Annotated in this window: 17 protein-coding genes; 8 read left to right on the top strand and 9 right to left on the bottom strand. The window is 71.9% G+C overall.

Annotation, left to right across the window (positions count from 1 at the left end; genetic code table 11):
- The first annotated feature begins 18 nt into the window (after nt 1-18).
- The 3 genes from AC3RX1_RS02535 to AC3RX1_RS02525 are packed head-to-tail and all read left to right on the top strand — an operon-like array spanning nt 19 to nt 6,835.
- A complete protein-coding gene (locus AC3RX1_RS02535) occupies nt 19-2,061 on the top strand; it encodes a beta-galactosidase (protein WP_491499669.1) in 2,043 nt (680 codons plus the stop codon).
- Nucleotides 2,058-4,334 carry an alpha-xylosidase gene (yicI, locus tag AC3RX1_RS02530; RefSeq protein WP_491499668.1) on the top strand — a complete coding sequence of 759 codons (2,277 nt, stop codon included), beginning with the start codon at nt 2,058-2,060 and terminating at the stop codon, nt 4,332-4,334. The genes AC3RX1_RS02535 and yicI overlap by 4 nt, the downstream gene beginning before the upstream one ends.
- Entirely contained in the window at nt 4,331-6,835 is a 2,505-nt protein-coding gene (locus AC3RX1_RS02525) for a glycoside hydrolase family 3 C-terminal domain-containing protein (protein ID WP_491499667.1), read from the top strand. The genes yicI and AC3RX1_RS02525 overlap by 4 nt, the downstream gene beginning before the upstream one ends.
- A 14-nt stretch (nt 6,836-6,849) precedes the next feature.
- On the opposite strand, the gene AC3RX1_RS02520 is transcribed toward AC3RX1_RS02525, so the two are convergent.
- The 6 genes from AC3RX1_RS02520 to AC3RX1_RS02495 all read right to left on the bottom strand — a co-directional run bounded on the left by AC3RX1_RS02520 (nt 6,850) and on the right by AC3RX1_RS02495 (nt 12,766).
- Nucleotides 6,850-7,320: a hypothetical protein gene (locus AC3RX1_RS02520; RefSeq protein ID WP_491499666.1), complete on the bottom strand. Its 471-nt coding sequence runs from the start codon at nt 7,318-7,320 to the stop codon at nt 6,850-6,852.
- Between the two features lie 5 nt (nt 7,321-7,325).
- Nucleotides 7,326-8,729 (bottom strand): dihydrolipoamide acetyltransferase family protein, encoded by a 1,404-nt coding sequence (locus tag AC3RX1_RS02515; protein ID WP_491499665.1) that lies wholly within the window; start codon nt 8,727-8,729, stop codon nt 7,326-7,328.
- Between the two features lie 11 nt (nt 8,730-8,740).
- A complete protein-coding gene (locus AC3RX1_RS02510) occupies nt 8,741-9,766 on the bottom strand; it encodes an alpha-ketoacid dehydrogenase subunit beta (protein ID WP_491499664.1) in 1,026 nt (341 codons plus the stop codon).
- 5 nt (nt 9,767-9,771) lie between these two features.
- The gene (locus AC3RX1_RS02505) at nt 9,772-11,130 is read right to left on the bottom strand and encodes a thiamine pyrophosphate-dependent enzyme (RefSeq protein ID WP_491499663.1); all 1,359 of its coding nucleotides are present in this window, start codon (nt 11,128-11,130) and stop codon (nt 9,772-9,774) included.
- A 47-nt stretch (nt 11,131-11,177) separates the two neighbouring features.
- Nucleotides 11,178-11,672 (bottom strand): CBS domain-containing protein, encoded by a 495-nt coding sequence (locus AC3RX1_RS02500; RefSeq protein ID WP_498239025.1) that lies wholly within the window; start codon nt 11,670-11,672, stop codon nt 11,178-11,180.
- Between the two features lie 251 nt (nt 11,673-11,923).
- Nucleotides 11,924-12,766: a DUF559 domain-containing protein gene (locus AC3RX1_RS02495; RefSeq protein ID WP_491499661.1), complete on the bottom strand. Its 843-nt coding sequence runs from the start codon at nt 12,764-12,766 to the stop codon at nt 11,924-11,926.
- Nucleotides 12,767-13,232: 466 nt separating this feature from the next.
- Between AC3RX1_RS02495 and AC3RX1_RS02490 the strand changes: the two genes are divergently transcribed.
- The 3 genes from AC3RX1_RS02490 to AC3RX1_RS02480 all read left to right on the top strand — a co-directional run bounded on the left by AC3RX1_RS02490 (nt 13,233) and on the right by AC3RX1_RS02480 (nt 16,223).
- Nucleotides 13,233-14,015, top strand: coding sequence for an ABC transporter ATP-binding protein (locus AC3RX1_RS02490; protein ID WP_491499660.1), 783 nt, complete (start codon nt 13,233-13,235; stop codon nt 14,013-14,015).
- 119 nt (nt 14,016-14,134) lie between these two features.
- Nucleotides 14,135-15,526, top strand: a complete 1,392-nt coding sequence (locus AC3RX1_RS02485; protein WP_491500081.1) for an FtsX-like permease family protein — start codon at nt 14,135-14,137, stop codon at nt 15,524-15,526.
- 103 nt (nt 15,527-15,629) lie between these two features.
- Nucleotides 15,630-16,223: an NADPH-dependent FMN reductase gene (locus AC3RX1_RS02480; protein WP_491499659.1), complete on the top strand. Its 594-nt coding sequence runs from the start codon at nt 15,630-15,632 to the stop codon at nt 16,221-16,223.
- Here the strand turns inward: AC3RX1_RS02480 and AC3RX1_RS02475 are convergent.
- Nucleotides 16,201-16,734, bottom strand: coding sequence for a hypothetical protein (locus AC3RX1_RS02475; RefSeq protein ID WP_491499658.1), 534 nt, complete (start codon nt 16,732-16,734; stop codon nt 16,201-16,203). The two genes, AC3RX1_RS02480 and AC3RX1_RS02475, sit on opposite strands and share 23 nt — an antisense overlap.
- 29 nt (nt 16,735-16,763) lie before the next feature.
- Here AC3RX1_RS02475 and AC3RX1_RS02470 point away from each other — a divergent pair, with 29 nt between their 5' ends.
- Nucleotides 16,764-17,378: a 2-phosphosulfolactate phosphatase gene (locus AC3RX1_RS02470; protein WP_491499657.1), complete on the top strand. Its 615-nt coding sequence runs from the start codon at nt 16,764-16,766 to the stop codon at nt 17,376-17,378.
- A gap of 113 nt (nt 17,379-17,491) precedes the next feature.
- Here the strand turns inward: AC3RX1_RS02470 and AC3RX1_RS02465 are convergent, their stop codons facing one another.
- Together AC3RX1_RS02465 and AC3RX1_RS02460 are read right to left on the bottom strand one after the other, a co-directional pair.
- Entirely contained in the window at nt 17,492-17,980 is a 489-nt protein-coding gene (locus tag AC3RX1_RS02465; protein WP_491499656.1) for a SprT-like domain-containing protein, read from the bottom strand.
- A 34-nt stretch (nt 17,981-18,014) separates the two neighbouring features.
- Nucleotides 18,015-18,542: a hypothetical protein gene (locus AC3RX1_RS02460; protein ID WP_491499655.1), complete on the bottom strand. Its 528-nt coding sequence runs from the start codon at nt 18,540-18,542 to the stop codon at nt 18,015-18,017.
- Nucleotides 18,543-18,681: 139 nt separating this feature from the next.
- Here AC3RX1_RS02460 and AC3RX1_RS02455 point away from each other — a divergent pair, with 139 nt between their 5' ends.
- On the top strand, nt 18,682-21,894 hold the full coding sequence (locus tag AC3RX1_RS02455; protein ID WP_491499654.1) for an ATP-binding protein: 3,213 nt from the start codon (nt 18,682-18,684) through the stop codon (nt 21,892-21,894).
- Nucleotides 21,895-21,929 lie beyond the last annotated feature (35 nt).

Genomic DNA, 21,929 nt, shown 5'->3' with positions numbered 1-21,929 from the left:
ACCGAGAGCCTGGAGCCCATGTCATCGACGACGAGCGACCCCGCCCGATTCGACGCCCTCACGGCCGAGATCGGCATCTGCTTCGGCGGTGACTACAACCCCGAGCAGTGGCCCCGCGAGGTGTGGGCGGAGGACGCCGAGCTGATGCGGCAGGCGGGTGTGAACCTCGTCACCGTCGGGGTGTTCAGCTGGGCGATGATCGAGCCGGAGCCGGGAGCTCGCGAGTTCGGGTGGCTCGACGAGGTGCTCGACATCCTGCACGCGGCCGGCATCGGCGTCGACCTCGCGACTCCCACTGCATCGCCGCCGCCCTGGCTCGGCGCACGGCATCCCGACACCCTTCCCGTCGACAGCGACGGTGTGCGTCTTGCCGTAGGTTCCCGCAACCAGTTCTCGCCTGCCTCGCGCACCTATCGCGACCACGCGCTCGCGATCACCCGCGACCTCGCCGAGCGCTACGCCCGGCACCCCGCCGTGCGCATGTGGCACATCGGCAACGAGTACGGACAGCTCGACTACGGCGACGAGGCTGCGCGCGAGTTCCGCCGCTGGCTGCGCGAGCGGTACGGCACGATCGACGCGCTCAACAGCGCATGGGGAACGGCGTTCTGGTCGCAGCGCTACACCGACTTCGACGAGATCGTGCCGCCGCGCCGCATGCCGTACGTCGTGAACCCGACGCAGTCCCTCGACTTCCGCCGCTACAGCTCCGACCAGATGCTCACCTGCTACGCGGAGCAGCGCGACACGATCCGCGGCACGGGCGCCCTTCAGCCGATCACGACGAACTTCATGGGCTTCTTCGCGCACGTCGACTACCGGAGGTGGGCCGACCACGTCGACGTGATCGCCGACGACCAGTACCCCGATCCATCGTCGCCGCACGCGGCAGCCGACATCGCCCTCGTGCAGGACCTGATGCGCTCGCTCGGGGACGGTCGGGGGTGGATGCTCATGGAGCAGTCGGTGAGCGCGACATCCTGGCGCCCGCACAACCTTCCGAAATCGCCGCAGCACGCCCGGCTCGACTCCCTGCAGGCCGTCGCCCGCGGTGCCGACGGCATCTGCTTCTTCCAGTGGCGGCAGTCGACCGCCGGCGCCGAGCGGTTCCACTCCGCGATGCTGCCCCACGCCGGGGCCGACACCGCTGTGTTCCGCGGCGTCTGCCGCCAGGGCGCCGACATGGCGCGGCTGCGGCCGCTGGTCGGAACGCGTGTCGAGGCGCCCGTTGCGATCCTCTTCGACTGGGACTCGTGGTGGGCGGCCGAAGAGCCCGCCCGCCCGACCGAGCGCCACCGCACGATGGACCAGGTCGCCGGCTGGTACCGCGCGCTCTGGCGCCGCGGCATCGCCGCCGACATCGTCGCGTCGACGGCCGACCTCAGCGGCTACCCGGTCGTGCTCGTCCCGCACAGCTACATCGTCACCCCGGGTGCCGCGGCAACCCTCACCCGGGCGGTCGAAGCCGGCGCCGAGCTCGTCGTCGGGCCGTTCAGCGGCGTCGCCGACAGCCGCGGCCATGTGCTCACCGGACGTTCGCCCGCGCTCCTGCGCGACCTCGTCGGAGTGAGCGGCGAGGAGTGGTGCGCACTGCCGGACGCCGACGTGGCCGTCGAGCTCACGGGCACGTGGGGGCCGTCTGGGCGGCACTGGGCCGCGACGCTCGGTGAGCGCCTGCGCAGCGACGGTGCCGAGGTGCTGGCTCGCCATGCCGACGGTCCGCTGCAGGGCGACCCCGTCGTCACGCGGCATCGTGTGGGCAGTGGGAGCGCGTGGTACCTCGGTGCGGTGGTGTCGGACGACCTGCTCCACGCCGTGATCGACGATGCGCTCGACGCGGCGCAGGTCGGCGGAGCGCTGCCCAGCGTGCGGCTCCTCCCGGAGGGGCTCGAGGCGGTGCGCCGGGGCGGTGCGCTGTTCCTGCTGAACCGCGGGGAGCAGATGGTGCGGGTCGAGGTGCCGCCGGGCCTCGTCGACCTGCTCACCGGAGAACACGCCGGGGATGCCGTGGGCATCGACCCGGGAGAGGCGAGAGTGCTGAGCGAAAGGCAGGACCGGTGAAGTTCACCGATGGCTACTGGCTGACAAAGCCCGGGATGACCCCGCTGTTCGCTGTGGAGGTCGACGACATCCGCGTCGACGAGGCGGCGGGCACGATGACCGTGTACGCGGCGACAGCCGCCATCCGTCACCGCGGCGACACCCTCAACCGGCCCATGATCACGCTCACGTTCGGCTCACCGGCGGAGGGCATCGTCTCGGTGCGCGTGCAGCGGCACGCGGGCGGCGTGGATCGCGGCCCGCACTTCCCCCTGCAGCGGCAGGAGGGGCACCGCGCGACGGTGCGCGTGGACGACGCCGAGGGAGTCCTCGACGCGGGCGGCCTGACGGTGCGCGTCGCGCGGTCGGGCCCGTGGCGCATCGACTTCGAGCAGGACGGTGCGGCGATCACGAGCTCGTTGCCGCGTTCGGTCGGCCACATCACCGGTACGGGAACGTGGGTGCACCAGCAGCTGTCGCTCGCTCCCGGCGAGCGCGTGTACGGTCTCGGCGAGCGCTTCGGCGCGTTCGTCAAGAACGGCCAGGTCGTCGATACCTGGAACGAGGACGGCGGGACCTCGAGCGAGCAGGCGTACAAGTCGGTGCCGTTCTACGTGTCGAGCCGCGGCTACGGCGTCTTCGTCGACACCCCCGACGCGGTGTCGTTCGAGGTCGGCAGCGAGGTGAACTCGCGCGTGCAGTTCTCGGTGCCCGGCGAGACGCTCGACTACCACGTGATCGCCGGGCCGACCCCGAAGGATGTGCTGCGCAGGTACACCGGCCTCACCGGCCGTCCCGCCCGGGTGCCGGCGTGGTCGTTCGGCCTCTGGCTGACGACATCCTTCACCGCCAGCTACGACGAGAAAACCGTCACGAGCTTCATCGACGGGATGGCCGAGCGTGACCTGCCGCTGAGCGTCTTCCACTTCGACTGCTTCTGGATGCGCGAGTACCAGTGGACCGACTTCGAGTGGGATGCGCGCACGTTCCCCGACCCCGACGGACAGCTCGCGCGCCTGCACGAGCGCGGGCTGAAGGTCTCGGCGTGGATCAATCCGTACATCGCCCAGCGCTCGGCGCTGTTCGAGGAGGCGGCGGCGGCCGGCTACCTGCTCAAGCGCACCGACGGCGGCGTCTGGCAGTGGGACATGTGGCAGGCCGGAATGGGCATCGTGGACTTCACGAACCCGGCGGCGACCGAGTGGTATGTCGGCAAGCTCACGGCGCTCATGGACCAGGGCGTCGACAGCTTCAAGACCGACTTTGGTGAGCGCATCCCCGCCGAGGGTGTTCGTTGGCACGACGGCTCCGATCCCCGCCGCATGCACAACTTCTACCCCCGCCTGTACAACGAAGCGGTGTTCCGGGCGCTCGAACGGCACCGCGGCGAAGGCGACGCCGTGGTCTTCGCGCGCTCGGCCACGGCCGGCACGCAGCAGTTCCCGGTGCACTGGGGCGGCGACAGCGACTCCACGTTCCCGTCGATGGCCGAGACGCTGCGCGGCGGGCTGTCGCTCGCGATGAGCGGCTTCGCGTACTGGAGCCATGACATCGGAGGCTTTGAAGGCACGCCCGGCGCGGGGCTCTTCAAGCGCTGGGTCGCGTTCGGCCTGCTGTCGTCGCACTCGCGGCTGCACGGCTCGTCGTCGCTGCGGGTGCCGTGGGAGTTCGACGACGAGGCGGTGGACGTCACCCGCCTGTTCACCAAGCTCAAGATGCGGCTCATGCCCTATCTGGCCGGTGCCGCGGAGCTCGCGCACACCGACGGCATCCCGATCATGCGGCCGATGGTGCTCGAGTTCCCCGGCGACCGCTCGGGCTTCGACGCCGACACGCAGTTCATGCTCGGCGACGCGCTGCTGGTCGCCCCCGTGTTCACCGAGGCCGGCGACGTCGAGTACTACCTGCCCGAGGGGGCATGGACGTCGCTGCTCGACGGCACTGTGCAGGACGGCCGGCGCTGGGTCGCCGAGAACCACGGCTACACGTCACTGCCGCTGCGGGTGCGACCGGGCACAGTGCTGCCGTGGGGCGCGGTCGACGACCGCCCCGACTACGAGTGGGCGGATGGTGTGACGCTGCGCTGCTTCGCGCTTCCCGAGGGGTACGACGCCGTGACGACGGTGCCGGGGCTCACCGGGGACGCGACGACGTTCCGGGTGCGGCGCGACGGCGACATCGTCACGGCGCGCAGCGACGATGCCCGTGGGCCGTGGATGCTGCAGGTCGGCAGCATGACGGTGTCGGCCGAGGGGGCCGGCGAGATCTCGATCACCGAGGAGGATGCGCAATGAGCGCCGAGCGATTCCGCGACACCGATCTGCCGCTGCACGAGCGCGCGCAGGACCTGCTCGGCCGGCTCACGGCCGACGAGCGCATCGCAATGCTGCACCAGGTCGCCCCGGCGATCGAGCACCTCGGGCTCGCCGAGTTCCACACCGGCTGCGAGGCGTTGCACGGCGCGGCGTGGATGGGCACCGCGACGGTGTTCCCGCAGCCGGTGGGCCTGGCCGCGACCTGGGACACCGCCCTCGTGCGCCGTGTCGGCGAGGCGACCGCGACCGAGGTGCGCGCCAAGCACGCCGCGGATCCGGTCGTGAGCCTGAACGTGTGGGCGCCGGTCGTGAACACGCTGCGTCACCCCGGCTGGGGCCGCAACGAGGAGGGCTACTCAGAGGATCCGCACCTGACCGCCCAGCTCGGCGGCGCGTACGCGCAGGGGCTCCGCGGCGACCACGAGCGCGTGTGGAAGACGGTCCCCGCGCTCAAGCACTTCCTCGGCTACAGCAACGAGACCGACCGGTCGGCGACATCCTCGAACATGTCGCTGCGCACGCTGCACGAGGAGGAGCTGCCGGCCTTCCGCGGCCCGATCGAATCGGGTGTCGCCGGCGGGATGATGCTCGCGTACAACCGGGTGAACGGCATTCCCGCCCACACCCAGCCCGAGCTCGTCGCCGAGGCGCGGTCGTGGAGCGACGAGTCGATCGCGGTGGTGTCGGATGCCGGCGCTCCGACATTCGTCGTGACGGTGCAGCGCGCTCAGCCCGACCACGCGCACGCGGCAGCGGCCCTCGTCCGGTCGGGGATGGACTCGTTCACCGACCACGAGGCCGACGCGACGCCGACGATCGCGCATGTGCGCGCGGCGATCGAGCAGGGGCTGCTGTCGATGGACGACGTCGACAGAGCGGTGCTGCGGCTGCTCGAGATGCGGCTGCGGACCGGGGAGTTCGACGGCGACGACGATCCCTACCGGAGCATCAGCGCCGACGCGATCGATGCTCCGGCGGCCCGCGCGCTCGCTCGGGAGGCCGTCGCGCGCTCTGTCGTCGTGCTGCGCAACGACGCCGCGCTGCTGCCGCTCGCCGAACCGACGTCGATCGCCGTCGTGGGACCGCTCGCCGACCTCGTGCTCACCGACTGGTACTCCGGGACCCCGCCCTATGCAGTGGGGATCGCGCAGGGGCTGCGAGAGCGCTACCCGAACGCCCGGGTGGACGTCGTCACGGGCGCCGACACGGTGACGCTGCGGGCTGAGAGCGGCGGCCACGTCGCGGCGTCGGCAGACGGGTCGGTCGTCGACGCCTCCGCCGGCGAGGCGTCCGCCGCGGTGCAGTGGGACGTCACCGACTGGGGCGACGGCATCCTGACCCTGCGTTCCCACGCCAGCGGCGCGCTGCTGACCGGCGGCGCCTGGCCGATGCGCGCCGACGCCGAGCGGGTCGGCGGCTGGGTCGTGCAAGAGAGCTTCCGCCGCCACGTCCACGACGACGGCACCTGGTCGCTGCTGCACCTGGGCTCGGGCCGATGGGTCCGGGTCGTGCGCGACGTGGGTCTGCTCGTCGCGGAGGGAGTGACGCTCGCCGACGCCGGCCGGTTCACCCCGCAGATCGTCCGTTCCGGGGCGCGGGCGGTGACGGATGCGGCGGCCGACGCCGAGGTCGTCGTGGTGGCCGTGGGAAACGATCCGCACCTGGCCGGGCGTGAGACCGAAGACCGGCCGCACCTCCTGCTGCCGAGCTCGTTCGTCGACATCCTGCGCGCCGCGCAGGAGGGCAACCGGCGCAGCGTGCTCGCGATCGTGTCGAGCTACCCGTACGTGCTCGGCGAGGGAGCGGCTGCCGCCGAGACGATCGTGTGGTCGAGTCATGGCGGGCAGGAGCTCGGGCACGGCGTCGCGGATGTGCTCTCCGGTGACCGCGAGCCGCAGGGGCGGCTCGCCCAGTCGTGGCCGGCCGACCCCGCCCAGGCCGGCGACCTGTTCGACTACGACACCCTCGCGCAGCAGGCGACATATCGGCACCAGCCCGAGCCGTACGCGTTCGCGTTCGGCCACGGACTGACCTACAGCGCCGTGTCGTACGAGGGCGTCACACTTGACGTGTCCGAGGTCGAGGCGCCGTCGCCGACGCACCGGCATCCCGGGCTCGAACCCCGCACCGACGAGCACATCGCGGGCGCGACCGTCACGGTGGCGAACACGGGCGGGCGCCCGGTGGACGAGCTCGTGCAGCTGTACGCGCTCGCCGATCCGCAGCTGCCGCTCCCGGCGCCGCGGCGCCTGCTCGTCGCGTACGGTCGGGTGCGGCTCGAGCCGGGGGAGCGGCGCGAGGTGGGGCTGGAGTTCGCTGTCGAGCGGCTGGCGGTGTGGGACGACGCCCTCGTGCTCGATGGTGCGCCCCGCGACTGGCTGCACGAGGGAGCGCTGCGCGTGCAGCCAGGCCGTTACCGTCTCGCCGCCGGGCCGTCGGCCGACGACCTCCCCGTGGAGGCGGACCTGACCGTGCGCTGACGGCGTCGCCGGGCTCAGCGCCCGACGACAGCCAGAACGAGCCCGGTCGGGATGCTGACGGCGAGCACGATCACGAGCACGCGGAAGCCCCAGAGCAGCACCGGATGCGTCGGCGCGCCGCCGCCCGTTGCCGGCACCGTGACGACCAGCGCCGCGACCAGCAGCGCCCCGCCGACGAAGGTCAGAGCGACCAACCCGCTCAGCTGTCCCGCGACCACGCCCACGTTGCCGAGGTTCCACAGGACGAGCACGATCCACGCCGTCCGCGACGAGGCACGTCCGGCCAGCCATCCGAGGGCTGCCCCGAGCCCCGCCTGCGCGACGCCGCCGACGAGCACGATGTACGCCGTGGCCCACGCCGTCTTCTGCGTCGTCACGTACGCGGTGGCAGCGGCAAGCAGTCCGCCGGCGACCACGCAGATGAGTGCCGCCACGAACAACGGGAGCGTCCGGCGCAGTGCGCCGGACGCTCCCGTCGTGGTCATGCTCGTCAGACCAGGATGCGCAGCGGCTCGCTGAGCAGATCCGTGAGGTCGCGCAGGAACGCCGCCCCCGCAGCGCCGTCGAGCACGCGATGGTCGACCGTCAGGGTCAGACGGGTGCGCGGCCGCACCGTCACCTCGCCGTCGACGACGACCGGCTCCTCGACCGTCGACCCGACAGCGAGGATCGCCGCCTCGGGCGGGTTGATCACGGCGGTGAACGAGTCGATGCCGTACATGCCGAGGTTCGAGACCGAGAACGTGCCGCCGGTCATCTCATCGACCTTCAGCCGGCCGGCACGCGCCCGCGAAGCGAGATCCTTGATCTCGGCGCCGATCTCGCCGACCGACTTGCGGTCGGCATCCTTCACGACCGGCACGACGAGGCCGTCCTCGAGAGCCACGGCGACGCCGACGTTCACATGCTTGTGCCGCAGGAGCGCGTCGCCGCCGAACGAGGCGTTCACCTCGGGGTGCGCGCGCAGCGCCACGGCGACGGCGCGCACGATGAGGTCGGTGACGCTCACCTTCACGCCCGACTCGGCGAGCCGCGTGTTGATGTCACGGCGCAGCTCGTTCAGTCGCGACGCGTCGAGCACCGTCGTGAGCTGGAACACCGGCACGAGCGCCGCCTCGGTGAGCCGGCGGGCGGTGACCTTGCGGATCGTCGACATCTCGACCCGCTCGTCGTCCTCGAGCGCCGTCGCGACCGGTGCCGCCGAGCCGGTGCCGGATGCGGCGGCCTGCGGCTTCTGGTCGGCCTGGGGCTGCTGCGCCGCGGGTGCGGGTGCTGTCGCCTTCTCGCCGCCGGAGAGCAGCTGCTCGATGTCGGCGCGGACGATCCGGCCGCCGGGACCGGTGCCGCGCACCGTCGTCAGGTCGATCCCGTGGCTGCGGGCGAGGGAGCGGACGAGTGGCGTGGCCTTGATCTTGGATCCGGAGGATGCCGGAGCCTGCGAATCGTCGGCCGGGGTCTCCGCGACATCCTCACCGGGGGCTGTGCCGTCCTCCGGCGCCGCCTCGTCCTTGACCTCGACGTTCTGAGCCGCCTTGTCGGCGCGCTCCGCCGGCGGCTCCTGGCCGGTGTCGGCCTCGGAGGCGCCCTTGGCGGTGTCGGCCGACTCCTCGGCGGCGGCATCAGCAGACGCATCCGAACCGCCCCCTTCGGAGGAGCCGGAGCCGTCGCCGATCACGGCGATCGCCGCGCCGATGGCGACGTTCTCGCCGGGCTGCACGAGGATCTTCTCGAGCACACCGCCTTCGTAGGCCTCAAGGTCCATCACGGCCTTGTCGGTCTCGATCTCTGCCAGCACGTCGCCTCGGGCGACCTCGTCGCCCTCGGACTTCAGCCACTGGGCGATCGCGCCCTCGGTCATGGTGTCCGACAGGCGCGGCATGAACACTTCAGGCATCGCGTTCCCTCCTAGCGCGCGAACCGCGTCGCATCGAGCTGTTCGTTGATGACCCGGATCAGCGCATCGGCGTCCGGAAGGGCGATCTTCTCCAGCGACTTCGCGTACGGCAGCGGAATCTCCGCCGCCGCCACGCGGCGCACTGGCGCGTCGAGATAGTCGAACGCGCCCTCCTGGATCGTCGCGGCGATCTCGGCGCCGATGCCGTAGGTGAGCCAGTCGTCCTCGAGGACGACGGCCTTGCCGGTCTTCATGACCGAGCGGCACACCGTCTCACGGTCGAGCGGGCGCAGGCTGCACAGGTCCACGACCTCGACGGAGACGCCCTCGGATTCAAGCCGGTGTGCGACATCGTTCGCGATGACCGCGGCGCGCGAGTAGCTCACGACTGTGATGTCGGAGCCGGGGTGCGTGACCTTCGCCTTGCCGAACTCGGCGACCTGCTCCCCTTCGGGCACGGGTCCCTTCGTGTTGTACAGCGAGAGGTTCTCCAGCAGCAGCACCGGGTCGTCGTCGCGGATGGCGGCGGTGAGCATCGCCTTCGCGTCGGCCGGCGTCGAGGGTGCGAGGACCTTCAGGCCCGGCACCGAGGCGTACCACGCTTCGATGTTCTGCGAGTGGGTCGCCGCCAGCTGCTGGCCGCCCCCACCCGGCGTGCGGATCACCATCGGGACGGAGGTCTGTCCGCCGAACATGCCGTAGATCTTCGCCGCGTGGTTGACGATCTGGTCGATCGCGATCAGCGAGAAGTTCAGCGTCATGATCTCGACGACAGGCCGCATGCCGAGCATCGCCGCGCCGATGGCGGCTCCGACGAAGCCCTCTTCGGCGATCGGGGTGTCGCGCACCCGCTCGGGGCCGAACTCCGCGAGCATCCCCGCGGTGATCTTGTACGACCCTTCGAATTTGCCGATCTCCTCGCCCAGCAGGAAGACCTTCTCATCGCGCAGCATTTCCGCGCGCAGCGTGTCGTGCAGTGCCTGACGGTAGGTGATCTCGGCGGCGGATGCCGCCTGCGTGTCTGCGTTCTCGGCCATTGGCGTCACGCCTCCTTTCCTGCGCCGACCGGTGCGCTGTCCCACCCGACCGGCAGCACGGGGTCACCCGGCATGAGCCGCGAGGCGTTGGGGACGTCGGTGGCATACGTGAAGTCGAACAGCGTGGATGCCGCCGGCTCGGGGCTCGCGTCGGCGAAGGCGATCGCGTCGGCCACGGCCTTGGCGGCATCTCCCTCGATCTCGTCGGCGGCCTTCTCATCGAGCTCACCGTCGGCGAGCAACTGTGCGCGATACGGCGGCAGGGGGTCGTGCTCCTTGAGCTCGGCGACCTCTTCCTTCGTGCGGTACCGGGCCGGGTCGACCACGGAGTGGCCGCGCAGCCGATACGACATGACCTCGAGGATGCCCGGCTGCCGGTTCTTGCGCGCGTCGTCGAGCATCTCCTCGGCCGCCTGACGGACGACCTCTGGGTCGGCCCCGTCCACACGGCGTCCCGGGATGCGGTAGGCGCAGCCCCGCTTGTAGAGCTCGGGTTCACCGGACGCGGCCTCAACGGTCGTGGCCATGCCCAGACCGTTGTTGATGATCACGTAGAGAATGGGCAGCTTCCAGATCGCCGCGAGGTTCAGCGCCTCGTGGAAGGCGCCGATGTTCGTCGTCCCGTCGCCCATCTGGCACATGACGGCGTCGGCATCCGGACCGGGCTTCTGCTGGAGTGTGAGCGCGAGGGCAGCCCCCGTCGCGGGCGGGATCTGTCCGCCGACGATGCCATAGCCGCCCAGCATGCGCTTGTCGGCGTCGTACATGTGCATCGAACCGCCGAGGCCCTTCGACACACCGTCCCGGCGTCCGAAGAGCTCAGCCATCACGCGGTCGGCACCCATGCCACGCGCAATCGCGTAGCCGTGGTCACGGTAGTTCGTGAACAGGTAGTCGCCCGGGCGCAGAGCGCGCATGAGGCCGACGACGGTCGGCTCCTCGCCGAGGTTCAGGTGGCAATAGCCGCCGATCTTGGCTCGCTGGTACATCTCCGCCGCGCGCTGCTCGAACTCGCGGATGAGCGACATCTCCCGGTAGTAGTCGACGCGCGTCTCGGGATCGGCCCCGGTGCTCTTCGCACGGCGACGGGATGGGGACGACGAGCGCCCGGAGGCGGTGTCCTTCTTCTCCGCCGAGGCGGCGGCATCCTTCTTGCCCGCGGATGCGGCGTCCTTCTTGGCCGCCTTCCGCGGTGCCGCGGCCGCGTCCTTGGTGGCCGCGCCGGATGCCGCGGTCCTCGAACGTGCGCCCGCGGATCTCGCGGGCGCCTTCTTCGTACGTGTTGTCGTCTTCGCGCCGTCCGCGGGCGCGCCGCCGCCAGAGGCGGCTTCGTCGCGCTGCGGATCCTGCGTTCGTCCGGCCATTGTGAATCCCTCTCACCGAACATCGCGGCTTGTGGCCGCGATCATCATCACGGTCCGGGCGGCTGCTCCTGCAGCGCGAACCGGTCCTCGCTTCCCCCGCATTTCGGGCACACCAGCGGCGGGTGCGCGCCGCGGACGGTTTCGCCGCAGACGCCGCACGCCCATTCCACCATCCGGCCGACGAGGTCGTGCCGGCTGAGGATCCCGACCAGGCGGCCGGAGGACAGGACCGGCACTCGGCGGATCTGCGAATCCACGAGGATCCGCCGCACCTGCTCGATGTCGGTATCGGTCGTGACGCTGATCACGGCCGTGGTCATGACATCCCGCGCGGTCCGTCCGGTGCGCGAGAGAAGATCGAGTTCGCTGACGAGGCCGAGCACCGAGCCCGCCCCGTCGACCACCGGAACCGCGCTGATGCGCGACGACATGAGCGTCTCGGCGATCCGCGCCACGGTGGTCTCGGGCGTGACCGTGACGACGGGTGCTGTCATCACCTGTCCGGCCGTGATACCTGCTGCCGAACCCGAATGCGTCGTCATGCCATCACCCCTGTCCTGTATCGCAGATTATCAGTCGCGGGCCGGCGGTGGGGCGCCGGCCACCGTGACAGACTCTTCCGCGGTCGCCCGCGGATCGCCTTCCGGCATCAGCGCCGTTTCCCTCGTCACGGAGGGAGGAGACGAGACGGAGGGAGGATGATCCGGGCGAAATCGTCCTCCCTCGGTGCCGATTCCTCCCTCCGTGACGAGGGGCGGTGCCACTCCAGAGCGGCCCGTGCACGGTGTGCCGACTACTGTGCGAGGTGCAGGCACTGGGCGACGGCGGTCAGGATCCGCTCGAGCACCGACTCCCATTCGAACAGGATCTGGAAGTAGTCGAAGCGCAGCACCGTGTAGCCGCGCAATGTCAACTCCGCGTCGTGCGCGATGTCACGACGCCGGTCCGCGGCGACGTGGAAGCCGAATCCATCGATCTGGATCACGAGGCGCTCGCCGATGAGGACGTCCACCGGATGACCGAGCAGCCACACCTGCTGGCGCAACGGAAGGGCGTACGGACGCAGGCGGTCGACGACGGCGGTCTCCAGGCCCGAATCGGAGAGGGCGGATGCGGCTTGTGCCAGCTCGCCGGCACGCGTGCTGCGCCACTGCACGCGGCGCAGCGCGGCACGGGACACCTTCTGCTGACGGATCGCAGACTCCCACACCATCAGCGCGTCCCGCCGCGGCAAGCAGCGCGCGAGGTCGAACAGGACGTTGAGGGGCGGGTCCTCCGCGGCAGTAGCGGAGGTCGCCACTGGCCCCTGTGCCCAGTGCAGCCGCACGCCGGCCCCGCCGCTGCGCGAGCGCGACCGCGGCACGGCGATGTGGACGTCGTCGTGGTCGGGCACCCACAGCCCGTGGCGTTGGGCGGCGGTGATGCACGTGACACGCCCGCCGGCGGATGCGGCAGCGAGTTGTGCCGCGTCGCAGCTGGGCGAGACCAGCCACGACCGGCGCACCCGTCGCAGCGCGCCGGACCCGACCGCACCCGCCATTGCGCGTGCGGAGAAGCCCGCTGCCCGGGCGTCGGCACTGTGGACGACACCGCCGCGCCGCGCCACCCATTCCGTCAAGAGCATTCCGGGTGCCATGTGACCAGCATCCGTCCGCCACGACCTCGGTACAGGAGTCCGAAGCGCATCTGTGGAAGGGATGCCGCGCACTGCCCTCTGCGCCGTCCTGGGGAGGAGCGGCTGAGCCTCGCGTCGTCCTCCACGCGCTGGCCTGCCCGAGGGACGGCCGCCGTCGGCCGTTTGTCCGCCATCCAGCGCGCTGCGCATCCGTCACCGAGGGAGGCGATGAGACGGAGGGAGGAGGATCGGCGCCGGATCGTCCTCCCTCCGTGCCGTTTCCGCCCTCCGTCGCGGCGCGAGGGCCGCGACGGGGTCGGCTGCCGCGCGGCGATGTCGCAGCGGCCACGACGCCTCCTCCGTCGCAGCGGCCACGACACCGGTCGGCACCGACCGCCTGTGAGCGAGCGGATCATCCTCGCGATGTACGGGGATGCCATCCGCAGACCGATGTGGGCTGCGGGGCGTGGCTCATACCGTCGAAGGCATGGAGATCACATCGACCGAGATGGGGCTGGCTGCCCGCGTCCACCAGCTCATCAAGACCTATGGCACCGGAGCGAGCGAGGTGCGCGCCCTCGACGGCGTGACCGTCGGCATCCGCCGCGGCGAGTTCACCGCGATCATGGGCCCGTCGGGCTCGGGCAAGTCCACGCTCATGCACATCTTCGCCGGATTGGATGCGCCGACCTCCGGCCGTGCCTGGATCGGCGACACCGAGATCACCGGCCTGTCCGACCTCGAGCTGACGATCCTTCGCCGCCGTCGCGTGGGGTTCGTCTTCCAGGCGTTCAACCTCGTTCCCACCCTCGACGCGATCGGCAACATCCTGCTGCCCTTCGACCTCGACGGACGTCGGCCCACGGCGATGGAGAAGGCGCGTATCGACGGGCTCGTCGAGAGCCTCGGACTCGCCTCCCGCCTGCGCCACCGGCCGCACGAGCTCTCGGGCGGTCAGCAGCAGCGTGTCGCGATCGCGCGGGCCCTCGCCACCGCTCCCGACCTCGTCTTCGCCGACGAGCCGACCGGCAATCTCGACTCGCGGTCGGGCCGGGAGGTGCTCGCCCTGCTGCGCGCCGCGAGCGCGGAGCACGGCCAGTCCATCGCCATGGTGACGCACGATCCGATCGCCGCCTCGCACGCGGACCGCGTGCTGTTCCTCGGCGACGGGCGCATCGTCGCCGACAAGCCGCGCCAGAGCGCCGAGGAGATCTCGGCGTACATGCTCGCCGCTGAGCTCGGCAGTGCGGATGCGGCGGTGACGGCATGAGCGGCCACGAGACCGTGTCGCGCGAAGCCGACAGCCGGCGCAGGACCGCAGCCGAAGGACCGAGCGGGAACGCAGCGGAGAGCTGGAGCGGCCGCCTCGCCTGGCTCCGGGAACGGGGGATGGGGGCCAGTGTGCTCGTCGCGGCGATCTCGACCGCGTTCGGCGTCGTGCTCATCTCCGCGACGGGTTACATCGCTGCGATGCTGCGAGCCGACCCGTACATCGGCGACAGCGGCACGCTCGCGTTCGTGCTCGGCTTCCTGACCTTCGTCCTCGTGGGCGTCGCCGTCTACGTCGCCGCGATCGTGACGGCCAACACGTTCTCCACGGTCGTCGCCGGGCGGACGAGGCAGATCGCGCTGCTGCGCCTGATCGGAGCCTCGGCGCGCTCGCAGCGCGGCGAGGTCGCGCGGCAGGGGCTGCTCGTCGGGCTGCTCGGCGCCGTGATCGGCCTGGTCGCCGGCACGGCGCTGTCGTGGGGCGGCATCGTCATCCTCGGCCGGATCCTCGGCGTCGCGGGCGTCTCCTACTCGGTCGTGCAGCCGATGCTCGCCGCTCCCGCCGCCGTCGTCGCGCTCACCACCTGGGCCGCCGCCTGGACCGGCTCGCGGCGCGTGCTCACCGTCACCCCGCTGCAGGCGCTCGGCTCGTCCGCCGAGGCGAGCCGCGAACAGGTGGTCCGCCGCACCGGGCGCAACGCGACGGCGATCGTCCTGTTCGCCCTGGGCGGCCTCGCGCTCGCCGCCGGCATCGCACTCGGGCTGCTCAGCCCGCTCGGCGTCGTGGTCGCGTTCCTCGGGGGCATCCTGTCCTTCACCGGCATCGTGCTCGGTGCGGCGCTCGTCATGCCGCCCCTCCTGCGGCTGATCGGCCGGCTCTTCGGCCGCTCCGCGGTCGCACGGCTCGCGGCCGAGAACGCGCTGCGGCATCCCGAGCGCTCGAGCCGCATGGCGATCGGCGTCGTGATGGGAGTGACGCTGGTCACCATGTTCGCCGTCGCGATGGAGTCGGCCAAGGCGGTCTTCGCCGTGAACGCGGGCGGCACGCTCCCGCCCGAGATGGCGTCGGTGCTCGACACGTTCGCGGGCATCATGATGGCGATCGTCGCCGTCTCGGCCGTGATCGCGGCGGTCGGCCTCGTCAATCTGCTGACGCTCGGCGTCGTGCAGCGTCGACGGGAGCTCGGCCTGCTGCGGGCCCTCGGTCTCTCCACCGGTCAGGTGCGCCGGGTCGTGCTGCTGGAGGCCGCGCACATCACGATCACCTCGGTCGTCACCGGCGTGGTCCTCGGCATCGCCTACGGATGGGCGGGAGCCCAGTCGCTGCTCGGCCAGGTCGCCACGAAGCTCTCGCCCGAGGCGAGCCCCACGGCCGGCCTCGTGGCGCCCGGGGTGCCGGTGCCCGTCGTGGTGCTGATCGTGGCGGCCACGGCCATCCTGACCCTCGTCGCCGCGGTCGTGCCCACGCGACTCGCGACGCGCGTGACGCCCGTGGTCGCGCTCGCCGCGTAGCGGGATCGAGACCGGATGCCGCGCCCTGGCTTCGGGCGCGGCATCCCCCTTCCCTCGACTCGGCGACGGGTGCACTGTGGAAGACATCGAAGAGGAGGGCGTCATGAACGTCGAGATCATCGAGCACGAACCGCCGTACCGCGTCGGCGTCATCGTCGGGAGTCTTTCGCGTGAGTCGATCAACCGTCGCCTCGCACGCGCGCTGATGCGGCTCGCGCCGCCGGAGTTCGAGATGGAGGAGATCTCGTACGGCGACCTGCCGGTCTACAACCGCGACTTCGACGCGGACTACCCGGCGTCGGCCCGAGAGTTCAAGGCCAGGATCGCCGACGTCGACGCGATCATGTTCGTCACCCCGGAGTACAACCGCTCCATCCCGGGCGCGCTGAAGAACGCGATCGACTGGGGAAGCCGGCCGTGGGGACAGAACGTGTGGGCGCACAAGCCGACGGCGGTCATCGGCGCGTCGATCGGGCAGATCGGCACTGCGGTGGCGCAGCAGAGCCTGCGGGCCACGCTCAGCTTCCTCAACATGCGGCAGATGAGCGCCCCGGAGGCCTACATCCACTTCACCGAAGGACTCGTCGACGAGGACGGGAACGTCACGGTGCCCGGCACCGAGGAGTTCCTGCGCGACTTCGTCGCCCAGTTCCTCGAGTTCACGATGCGCGTGCTCACGGTCGTGCCGCGGGCTTGACCGGATCCCCGGCCTCGGACGCGACGGGGGCAGGATCGTGCGCCCAGGTGGGCGCGAGCGCACGAAGGCGGGCGGCACGCCACTGCCAGGTCGCCCACAGCACCGGCCACAGCGCAGGCGCGGCGGCGCCGCCGATCACGAGCCGGTCGCGCCAGAGCGTGCGGGAGGGATCGCCGGGTGCGGCGCTCACCGCCATCTGGTGATCCCAGACGTCGAGGGCGGCGAGCGGGCCGGAGAGCGGGATGCCCGTGTCGCGGAGGATGCGCACCCGCTGCCCGCGGTGCTCGCGCTCGAGTTCGCTCACATCGATGAGCTGCCGGCCGAGGGGGAGGGCTCCCAGCGACAGCTCGACGATCGCGTCGTCCCCGGGGGTCCACGAGGTCGGGAGGTCTTCGAGGGAATCGAGAGTGACGAACGGCCCGTCGAGCTCGCCGATGGCCCGGGGCGAATGCAGCGCCCGCCATGCCGCGTCGGCGTCGCAGTCGATCACGAGCTTGAGCATGATGCGCATGCTCCAGTGTCGCACCGTAGGATTTGGTGGTGTTCGACCAGTCCTTCTTCCAGGTCCGCCTCGACTGGGGCACCGACGGCCTGGCACGGCTCGCGCCCGCCGACATCGTCGTGGTCGTCGACGTGCTGCGTCTGTCGACGCTCGCCGCCGACGCGGTCGCCCGCGGCGGCTCCCTGGCACTGGAAGGCACCGGCTCGGTCAACGGCGCACCGGTGGCAGCTGCCGCAGCGGCATCGGGAACCCTCGTGCTCGCCGCGGGACTGCGCAACGCCACCGCCGTCGCACGCGAGATCGTGGCCGAACAGCATCGTCGCGGCGGACGCGTCGCGGTGTCGGTCGTGCCGGCGGGGGAGCGGATGCCGGGCTCAGCCGCCGTGCGGTTCGCGATCGAGGATCAGCTCGGCGCCGGCGCCGTGATCGCGGCCCTCGGCGACCGGGGGATCGACCACACCTCGCCCGACGCTGCCGTCGCCGGTGAGGCGTTCCGCGCGCTGCGCGGCGCCGTGCGGCATCTGCTCACCGCCTGCGGATCGGGGCAGGAGCTCGCCGAACGCGGTCTGCGCGACGACGTGCTGCGGGCCGCGGAGATCGACGCCGCCGACGCCGTTCCGGTGCTGCGCGACGGGGTGTTCGTCGCGGCCTGACGCGACGGCCTGACGCGACGGCCTGACGCGGCGGCCGGACGCGGCGGCGGGACCACGGCGCCCGCAGCCGTCACTGCGCGGAGGGCGGACGCATCCGTCTGCGCCCCGCCCGGTCAGCGCGGAGTCATCGCCGCGAGGCGCGCCGCGGGAGCGATCTGCCGATGCGTCCAGACGAACAGGTGGCGCTCGTCGAAGCGCGGTGCGCACTTCACGCACGACGTGGCCCGCGTCGGCCGTCGATGCCGGTACGCCGTGTGACCCGCCGGGCAGACGCCCACCCAGGGCGCCAGCTCGGTCGCCGTCTCACCGTGGTGGGTCGTGCCGCCGACGTAGCCGAGTTCGCGCGCGACGCGCTTCCACGCCGCCCCGTGCCCGGCCGCCGGGCCGGCGAGCGCGTGTGCGACCTCGTGCAGCAGCGTCTGATGGTTGGTGTCGTCGTCGTACCGCGCCGCCAGATACCGCGACACGCTGATGCGCTTGTGCGTGTAGTTGCACAGTCCGGCCCGGCGTTTCGCGTTGTCGAACGCGAACGACCATGACGCGTCGAGATGGCGAGCGATCAGCGCGTCGGCCCAGACGCGCACGCGGTGGAGTTCGGACATGTCGCGACTCTAGAACGGATCTACGACATCGTCGTCAGACGGCGACAGCCGCCTGCGCGCGCCGCCGCTCCGCCGCCTCGATCGACAGGAGCGTCGACTGCAGCTCCGCCTCCGGCGCACCCGCCTCCTGCCGCAGGAACAGGCTGCGCTTGAAGTCCGAGCGCGCGGCGTCGTAGTCGCCGGCGTCATAGTGCGTCTTGCCCCGGTGCTGGTAGGCGAACGCGGCGATGCCGGCCCAGCCCTGCCCCTCGGCCTCTTCCGCGCACGTCGTCATCTCGGCGACCGCCGCCGCGTACGAGCCGCGGAACTGCAGAATCGTCGCATGCAGGATGCGTGCACGCAGCAGATCGCGCCGGGTCCCGGCCATCCGCGCCTGCCGCACCGCGTACTCCGCGACGTCGAGCCCCTCGTCCAGCCTGTCGAGCACCTTCAGCAGCCAGACCCGCTCGAAGAGGGCGGGAAGGCTCCGCTGGCCGGAGATCTCGTCGAGCCGCTCCTCGCACTGCGTGGGGCTCACGATCTCGCGGAGGGTGTCGGGGTCGTACCCCTGGATAGCACTCATCGTCGACTCCCTTCGCGCATGTTCCACCCAGTGTGCCCGACCCGGATGAGAGGCGGCCGATGGCACGCCGCGCCGGACCATCCTGTGCCGCGTGCGCGGCCGGCGGGGCGCCGTCGACCGCGGTGACTAGGCTCGGTGCGTGATCCCCCGCGTACGCGTGCTCGGCCCGGTCGCGGTCGAACTGCCCGTCGAGCAGGACCACTCGGCCGGGCCGGAGTGGCACACGGTCGCTCTCGGTGCGACGGCCCGTGCCCTGCTGGGGGCGCTCGCCCTCGACGCGCCAGGGGTGCGCGGTGTCGAGGCGCTCGCCGACGACCTCTGGGGCGAGGAACAGCCGCAGAATCCGCGGGCGGCGCTGCAGACGGTGGTCTCGCGCCTGCGCGCCGCGACCACCGCCGGCCTCGTGCGCAGTGCGCCCGGCGGCTACGCGCTCGGGGAGTGCCGGGTCGACCTCGTGGAGGCGCGGCGGCTCACGGCGGAGGCAGAGCGTGCCGTGGATCCGCTTCCGCTCCTCGACGAGGCGCGCGCGCTGTGGCGGGGCGAACCGGGCGACGATCTCGCAGGAGCGCCGGTCGGCGGCGAACTCGCCGAGGAGGCGGGAGCCCTCCGCGCGAGGATCGACGCGGCGCGCGCCAGAGCCCTCGCGGCCGCGGGGCGGAACGAGGAGGCGGCGACCGCGCTGCGTGCGCTGGCCGACACGCATCCGTACGACGAATCCGTGCACGCCGAGCTCATGACGGCGCTCGACGCCGCCGGTCGCACGGGCGAGGCGCTCGCCGTGTTCGCCGCCCTTCGCGAGCGGCTCTGCGATGACCTCGGCGCATCGGTCGGTTCCGACGTCGCGGAGCTGAACGCCCGCCTCCTGCGCGACCGGCCCGCCCAGCGGGTGCGCGTCGGGCTGCGCGCCGCCGCCGACGAGCTCATCGGACGCGACGCCGACGTGGCAGCGGTCCGACACGCGCTGCAGAACTCCCGGGTCGTGACGATCCTCGGCCCGGGCGGCCTCGGAAAGACACGGCTCGCTCAGGCCGTCGCCGCGGCATCGGATGCTCCCGCCGTGATCGTCGTGCCGTTGGCCGGCGTGCGCGCCGACGACGACGTGCCGACGGCCGTCGCCGAAGCCCTCGGCATCGCCGAGGCGACGACGGGCACGCGTCTCGCCGATCCCCGCACGCGGCCCGATCTGCGCACGCGGCTCCTGGCCGCGCTCGACGAGCGCACGACGCTTCTCGTGCTCGACAACTGCGAGCAGGTCGTCGACGGCGTCGCCCGCTGGACCGCCGATGCGCTCGGGATGGTGCCTCGGCTGCGCGTGCTCGCGACGAGCCGCACGCCCCTCCTCATCCCCGGTGAGGTGGTGCACCAGCTCGCCGGGCTGCCGACCGAGCGGGCGGCGGATGCGTCGGCCGACGACGTTCCCGACGCCGTGCGGCTGTTCTGCCGGCGCGCGCAGGCGGTGCGGCCCGGCGCGCGCCTCGACCCCGACGTGATCGCATCGCTGTGCACGCACCTGGACGGCCTTCCGCTCGCGATCGAGCTCGCCGCCGCCCGGGTGCGGACGATGACGCCGGAGCAGATCACCGCGCGGCTCGCGGACCGTTTCACGCTGCTCACCACGGCGGATCGGACGGCCCCCGACCGCCACCGGACGCTGGAGGCCGTGATCGGATGGAGCTGGGATCTGCTCGGCGACGACGCCCGGCGGGCGATGGCGGTGCTGAGCGTGCTTCCCGCGGGCTTCTCGGTGGCGACGGCATCCGCCGTGCTTGCCACACCGGCGGACGATGTCGTCGACGCGCTGGTCACGCAGTCGCTCCTGGTCGCATCCGAGCAGTCCCAGACGCACGACGTCCGGTTCCGGATGCTGGAGACGATCCGCGAGTACGGGCTGTCCCGGCTCGCGGCGGGCGAAGCGGGGGGAACGGATGTCGCGTGGCAGAGCGTCGCGCGATGGGTGCGCGGATTCTGCACCGCGCACCTGGGCACGGTGTTCGACCGGGAGGGCCATCTGCGCATCCGTGCCGAGCACGACAACCTCATGGCGATGCTGCGCCGCGCGGTCGAGCGCGACGAGGACGCCGACACGGTGCTCCTGTTCGCGGTGCTGGGGCAGCAGTGGGTCGCGCAGGGCGCCGTCCACGAGCTCATGACGTTCGCGCCCCTCGCCTTCGCCGCCGGCGCCCGGGTGCGCGAGGGCGAGGTCCCCGCCGAGGCGCTCGCCGTCCTGCTCGTGTTCATGTCGCTCCTGATGCAGCGCGAGAACGGCCGCGGCGCCGCCCGGGCGCTCGCCCGGCTCATCGTGCTGCGCCGGCGCCATCCCCACATGGATCCGCTTCCGGCGGCCCTGGCCGATCTCGTCATCGTGGGAATCGCCGACCCGGGGAGGCTGCGCGCGGAATTCGACCGGATGCGCGCGGCCGACGACGTGTCGACCGTGCTCGTCGCCGAGATCATGCTGTCGAACTACCTGGAGAACGAGGGCGCGACGGGCGAGGCGCTCCAGGCCGCGGAGCGCGCCTGGGAACTGGCGCGGCGCACCGGCGCCGAGTGGTTCGAGGCGATGGCGGCGTCGTCGATCGCGCAGCTGACCGGGCAGCTCGGCCGGCTGGAGCAGACGCTCGAGTGGATGGATCGCGCGGTCGCCGGGTACGAGCGGTTCGATGCTGACGAACAGCAGCGCCAGATGCTCTGGCTGCGGGGGATGACGCTCGCCAGTGCAGGCGACCTCGCCGCGGCGCGCACCGTCTTCACACAGCTGCGCGACGGGGCGGGGCCGACGGGCGAGGGACGGGAGTCGGCCGCGATCGCCGCCTACGGGCTCGCTGAGGTGGCGCTCGCGCAGGGCGACCGGGCAGCGGCCGCCGACGGGTTCGATGAGTCGCTGGCTCGGTTCGCGCAGGCCGACCAGCGCTCCAATCCCTGGCACCTCATGGCGACGGCCGGCGCCCTGTCGGCCGCGGTGCTGAACGACATCGGCACAGCCAGCCGGCGCGCCCGCTGGGCGCGGCGGCTGCGCACCCAGGCGCTTGCGATCATCCGCCTCCGGTCCGATTCGGTCGATCGTCCCGTCCTCGGCACGGCGCTCATCGCGTGGTCGGCGTGGACGGTGCACGAAGAGGGGCGCCTGGACGACGGTCTCGCAGCCTTCGCCCTCGCCGAGCGGCTCGGCGCGCGGCAGGACATGCCGAGCCTGCGCCGCTTGGCACACGAGGAGCGGCTGGTCGCCCTGGTCGGACCCGAACGGCTCGCCGCACAGCGGCAGGCGGCATCCGCCCTCACGGCTGCGGAGCTCGTCGCGCGAGCCCGCTGGATCCTGGCGGCGGGAGCGCGGACCACGCCCTCGGAGGCGTGAGTCGCCGAGTCGACGCATCCGCAGTCGAGGGCCCA

The sequence above is a fragment of the Microbacterium altimontanum genome, from assembly GCF_058349865.2.
Note: the sequence above shows the minus strand (reverse complement) of the source record. Positions and strands in the feature narration are given on the sequence as shown.

Bases quoted from the DNA above. Each gene is read 5' to 3' on its own strand.
- AC3RX1_RS02535 (WP_491499669.1), top strand. From the start codon at position 19: ATGTCATCGACGACGAGCGACCCCGCCCGATTCGACGCCCTCACGGCC.
- AC3RX1_RS02525 (WP_491499667.1), top strand. From the start codon at position 4,331: ATGAGCGCCGAGCGATTCCGCGACACCGATCTGCCGCTGCACGAGCGC.
- AC3RX1_RS02520 (WP_491499666.1), bottom strand. From the start codon at position 7,320: ATGACCACGACGGGAGCGTCCGGCGCACTGCGCCGGACGCTCCCGTTG.
- AC3RX1_RS02515 (WP_491499665.1), bottom strand. From the start codon at position 8,729: ATGCCTGAAGTGTTCATGCCGCGCCTGTCGGACACCATGACCGAGGGC.
- AC3RX1_RS02510 (WP_491499664.1), bottom strand. From the start codon at position 9,766: ATGGCCGAGAACGCAGACACGCAGGCGGCATCCGCCGCCGAGATCACC.
- AC3RX1_RS02505 (WP_491499663.1), bottom strand. From the start codon at position 11,130: ATGGCCGGACGAACGCAGGATCCGCAGCGCGACGAAGCCGCCTCTGGC.
- AC3RX1_RS02500 (WP_498239025.1), bottom strand. From the start codon at position 11,672: ATGACGACGCATTCGGGTTCGGCAGCAGGTATCACGGCCGGACAGGTG.
- AC3RX1_RS02495 (WP_491499661.1), bottom strand. From the start codon at position 12,766: ATGGCACCCGGAATGCTCTTGACGGAATGGGTGGCGCGGCGCGGCGGT.
- AC3RX1_RS02490 (WP_491499660.1), top strand. From the start codon at position 13,233: ATGGAGATCACATCGACCGAGATGGGGCTGGCTGCCCGCGTCCACCAG.
- AC3RX1_RS02485 (WP_491500081.1), top strand. From the start codon at position 14,135: ATGGGGGCCAGTGTGCTCGTCGCGGCGATCTCGACCGCGTTCGGCGTC.
- AC3RX1_RS02480 (WP_491499659.1), top strand. From the start codon at position 15,630: ATGAACGTCGAGATCATCGAGCACGAACCGCCGTACCGCGTCGGCGTC.
- AC3RX1_RS02475 (WP_491499658.1), bottom strand. From the start codon at position 16,734: ATGCGCATCATGCTCAAGCTCGTGATCGACTGCGACGCCGACGCGGCA.
- AC3RX1_RS02465 (WP_491499656.1), bottom strand. From the start codon at position 17,980: ATGTCCGAACTCCACCGCGTGCGCGTCTGGGCCGACGCGCTGATCGCT.
- AC3RX1_RS02460 (WP_491499655.1), bottom strand. From the start codon at position 18,542: ATGAGTGCTATCCAGGGGTACGACCCCGACACCCTCCGCGAGATCGTG.